This is a genomic window from Verrucomicrobiota bacterium, from assembly GCA_034440155.1.
In the GTDB taxonomy this organism is placed as follows: domain Bacteria; phylum Verrucomicrobiota; class Verrucomicrobiia; order JAWXBN01; family JAWXBN01; genus JAWXBN01.
The window spans coordinates 1-4,690 of the sequence record JAWXBN010000111.1; the positions used below are offsets into that span (position 1 = coordinate 1).

Sequence of the window (4,690 nt, forward strand, 5' to 3'; positions counted from 1 at the left end):
CTTGCGCTCCTCAGCATCTTGTGGTATGCCTCTGGACAACCAAGGGTGTCATGTCTAATTCTACCCCCCTTCGGTGTCATTTACTTTTGAGGCAACACGCCCGCACCCCCCCGCCGCTAGTGGCGTCATTTGCGTAGCTCAAAATCCCCGAGCCCGATCACCTGTCCATTTAATAAAATATCGACCCGGTGGAGTCCTGGGTAATGTTTACGGGTGGTCAGGTCTTTGAGTGCGATTTTTTTCGTCACCAAAAGCTTTCCCTCAGCCCCGAGCAAACAGGCCTTCAGCTTAAAGACCTTGATCCCGGTTTTCCCGCTCGCTTTGACATAATGCACCCGGAAATCGATCATGAGCCGCTGGCGCTCACCCGACTGATTCACCACCTCGAAAGAAATCTCCACCGTTTGTCCCAGTGATACTTTCCCCGGAGCAATTTGCTTTTTACGGATCACGACTCCATCCGTCCCTGCATAACCCAATACAGCCAGGGCCCCTGCATTCCCTTGTTTGATCAAGGAACGTAACGCATGCCGGATGATCCACTTCCGATCCGGCCCCGCACCTTTCATCCATTTTTTAGCCGTTTGTACTAAAAGATCCGGATGATCTTTGCCGATGTCATTAAGGTTATTTGCCACAGAACGCCGCACATAAAGCTCGGGATCATCTTTCAAGAGTTCCAGTAGCTCCAGCACCGGTGCCGGATTTTTCTGGAATTCCCTTAACCTCCCCGCCCAAGGCAAACGGGGCCGGATCCCCTCGGAAACTAAACGCCTGACATGGGGATCAGGGTCACTGGCCCACTGGCGTAAATGGGCCAAGGTCCGCGCCTGATGTTTTTCCAGAAAGGGGCGGATGCTGAATTCCGCTGTAAATCTCTGGGTGATCTCATACTGCGCCCGCATGGACACTTCAAAATGGTCCAGCCCGTATTCCGCCACAAAAAAGGCGTGCGGCATGTAGAGGAATGAAGCCAAGCCCTCGCCTTGCGTCTTTTGATGCACCGGCGCGAAAGACCGGACCAGGATCCCGATAGCCTCCGGGAAATCGCCGGGCAAATGGCGCTTGAGGGTATGAGCGATTTTCCACCCGCGCGGCATGAGCTCGAGGGCCTCATAACCATCGAGGCAATCGGTGATAAATGCCTTTTTGTCAAAACCTGAGTACACCCCGGAAATCATCGCAGCGATTTTTACCGGGATGTCCGGGCCATACAGGTTTTTCAGAGGTTCAGCCATCGGAAAAAGAGTGATCCGTTATTTTTTAAGCTTTCTGGTGATATGCTTGGATGGATTTCACCCCGCAAGGCTGTTTCTGCAAGCTCTCGATCCCGCGGGCACTGGCCCTCGCCGCACTCAGAGTGGTCATGATCGGAATCCGTTTCATCACGGCTGTGGAGCGGATCCTGATCTCATCCTCGCGGGCGATAATCCCGCTCGGCGTATTGATAATCAAGGCGACCTCATCATTCTTGATCATATCTAAGACATTGGGACGGCCTTCATTGACTTTAAAGAGCTCATGGACCGTTACCCCGGTTTCCTTGATTAATTTAGCCGTGCCTGCGGTGGCATAGAGTTCAAACCCGAGCTTTGCATAATCCGCCGCAATTTGCGCGCCGGCCATTTTATCGGAGTCTTTGACACTGATAAAGACCTTGCCGGATAGTGGTAGGGCGGGTTGCGCGGCCATCTGAGCTTTGACATAGGCTAACCCGAAATTATCCGCGATCCCCATGACCTCACCGGTCGAACGCATCTCCGGCCCGAGAATGATATCCGTCCCGATAAATTTCGAGAACGGGAAGACCGCTTCCTTGACCGAGAAATAAGTAGGAATCTTTTCCTGAGTGAACCCAAGCTCCTTGAGGGATTTACCCGACATGATTTTCGCCGCGAGCTTCGCCAGGGGCACACCGATCGCCTTCGAGACAAAGGGCACCGTGCGTGAAGCGCGCGGGTTGACCTCGAGGATGTAAACCGTGTTATTCTTCACGGCATACTGGACATTCATGAGCCCGCAGACCTTGAGCTCCTTTGCCATGGAGATGGTGGCGAGGCGGATCTCGTCTTTGACCTCGTCGGTCAATGAGAAAGGAGGGATCACACACGCGGAGTCACCACTGTGGATGCCCGCTTGCTCGATATGCTCCATGATCGCACCGATAACGACCGTCTCGCCGTCACTGATACAGTCCACATCGACTTCCGTAGCGTCTTCCAGAAAGGAATCCACCAGCACGGGGCGTTCAGCAGATGCTTCCACCGCAAATTTCATGTAATGAGTCAGCTCTTCCTCGCTATAAACAATTTGCATCGCGCGTCCACCGAGGACAAAACTCGGACGGACCAGTACGGGGAACCCGATCTTCCGGGCCACAGCGATCGCCTCGTCCACATTTGTCGCAGTGCCATTAGGCGGCTGGCGCAGTCCCAGTTTATTGAGCATTTCCGAGAAAAGTTTACGGTCTTCGGCCTTGGCAATATCTTCCGGACTCGTGCCGATGATCCGGACACCGTTTTTCTTTAGCCCCTCGGCGAGGTTCAGGGGAGTCTGCCCACCAAATTGCACAATCACCCCAAAAACTGAGTCATCCTTATTCTCGCTCTCATAGACATTCAGCACGTCTTCTAAGGTGAGTGGTTCGAAATATAATTTATCACTCGTGTCGTAATCCGTGGAAACCGTCTCAGGATTAGAATTAATCATGATCGTCTCAAATCCCATTTCCCGCGCCGCAAAAGAGGCGTGTACACAACAGTAATCAAACTCGATCCCTTGACCGATACGGTTCGGGCCACCGCCGATAATCATGATTTTTTTCTTCTTTGAAGGACGCACCTCGTCGTCACCTGTGTCGTAGGTCGAATAATAGTAGGGCGTAAACGCTTCAAACTCCGCCGCGCAAGTGTCCACCAGGCGGTAAGCCGGGATGATCCCCTGCTTTTTGCGTGCGGCGCGGACCTCGGCCTCGGTCACCCCGGTAATGTGAGCGATTTGTTTGTCTGAAAATCCGAGCTCCTTGGCCGGACGCAGGCCTGTGTCCAGGTTGATTTTGGATTCTTCCTCGTAAATCTGGTGCAAATTGTGCAGGAACCACCGGTCGATCTTCGACAGGTTAAATATATCCTCGATCGTCAGCCCCGCGAGGAATGCGTAACGGATATAAAAGACACGTTCGTTATTGGGCGTGATTAATTTCTTTTTGATTTCTTCGAGATTCCATGAACCGTCCGCATTACGGGGCTCCTTGTCTTTGCCGTCTGCACCGAATCCCCCGCGCCCGGTCTCGAGCGAACGTAACGCTTTCTGGAATGACTCCTTGAATGTCCGTCCGATAGCCATGGCTTCCCCCACCGATTTCATCTGGGTGGTCAGGGTCGCATCAGCTTTCGGGAATTTCTCGAAAGTAAAACGCGGGATTTTCGTCACGACATAATCGATGGTCGGCTCGAAACTCGCAGGGGTCTCGCGGGTAATATCATTTTTTATCTCATCGAGGGTGTAACCCACCGCCAGCTTTGCCGCGATTTTTGCAATCGGGAATCCGGTAGCCTTTGATGCTAGCGCGGATGATCGCGACACACGGGGATTCATCTCGATAACGATCATTCGTCCGTTGTCGGGATTCACGGAGAATTGGATATTTGACCCGCCCGTCTCGACGCCAATAGCCCGGATACAGGCAAAAGAGGCATCACGCATGATCTGGTATTCTTTATCCGTTAATGTCTGGATCGGGGCGACAGTGATGCTGTCCCCGGTATGCACACCCATCGGGTCGAAATTCTCAATCGAGCAGACGATCACGCAGTTGTCATTCTTGTCGCGCATGACCTCCATCTCGTATTCCTTCCAGCCCAGCAGAGACTCCTCGACGAGCACCTCTGTCGTCGGGCTCAGGTCCAGTCCGCGCGTGACGATTTGCTCGAATTCTTCTTTGTTATACGCGATCCCGCCACCGGTCCCCCCGAGAGTGAATGCCGGACGGATGATCAGTGGGTAACGCCCGATATCGGCGGCCACAGTGCGGGCCTCTTCCATCGTGTGGGCGATCCCGGATGTCGGCATGTCCAGGCCGATTTGGAGCATGGTCTTTTTGAAAAGTGCGCGGTTCTCCCCGCGTTCGATCGCATCGGCCTTGGCCCCGATCATTTCCACCCCGTATTTTTCGAGGATTCCTTGGTGCCAGAGCTGCATCGAGACGTTTAAGGCGGTCTGCCCACCCAGCGTCGGCAAAATAGCGTCTGGTTTCTCAGCAATGATGATTTTCTCGATCATCTCCACGGTGATCGGCTCGATGTACGTACTATCCGCAAACTCCGGATCGGTCATGATGGTCGCCGGGTTACTATTCACCAAAATGACTTGGTAACCCTCTTCCTTCAAGGCTTTACAGGCTTGCACACCTGAATAGTCAAATTCACACCCTTGCCCGATGATAATCGGGCCCGATCCCACGATCAGGATTTTTTTAATGTCAGTACGCTTTCCCATAGATTGATAGATTCCTGAGCAAATTGTTTGTCGTCCAAAGAATAAGCCAACCACTGAGCCATCTGGCAACCGAATTTTTGGTGAGATTTGCAGTCCGAATTGCCTCATAAGTTATGACACCGGGGAGAGGGAAGGTGGGCGGGGTCAAAAAGAACGTTGACTCAAAAGAAATGACACCGGAACAAAGGAGTCA

Annotated in this window: 2 protein-coding genes; both read right to left on the reverse strand. The window is 52.8% G+C overall.

From position 1 onward, the window contains the following. Window positions 1-125: 125 nt before the first annotated feature. Window positions 126-1,238, reverse strand: a complete 1,113-nt coding sequence (locus SGI98_11685) for a DNA alkylation repair protein (GenBank protein MDZ4744064.1) — start codon at window positions 1,236-1,238, stop codon at window positions 126-128. A 25-nt stretch (window positions 1,239-1,263) separates the two neighbouring features. Beyond that, on the reverse strand, window positions 1,264-4,497 hold the full coding sequence (carB, locus tag SGI98_11690) for a carbamoyl-phosphate synthase large subunit (GenBank protein MDZ4744065.1): 3,234 nt from the start codon (window positions 4,495-4,497) through the stop codon (window positions 1,264-1,266). Window positions 4,498-4,690 lie beyond the last annotated feature (193 nt).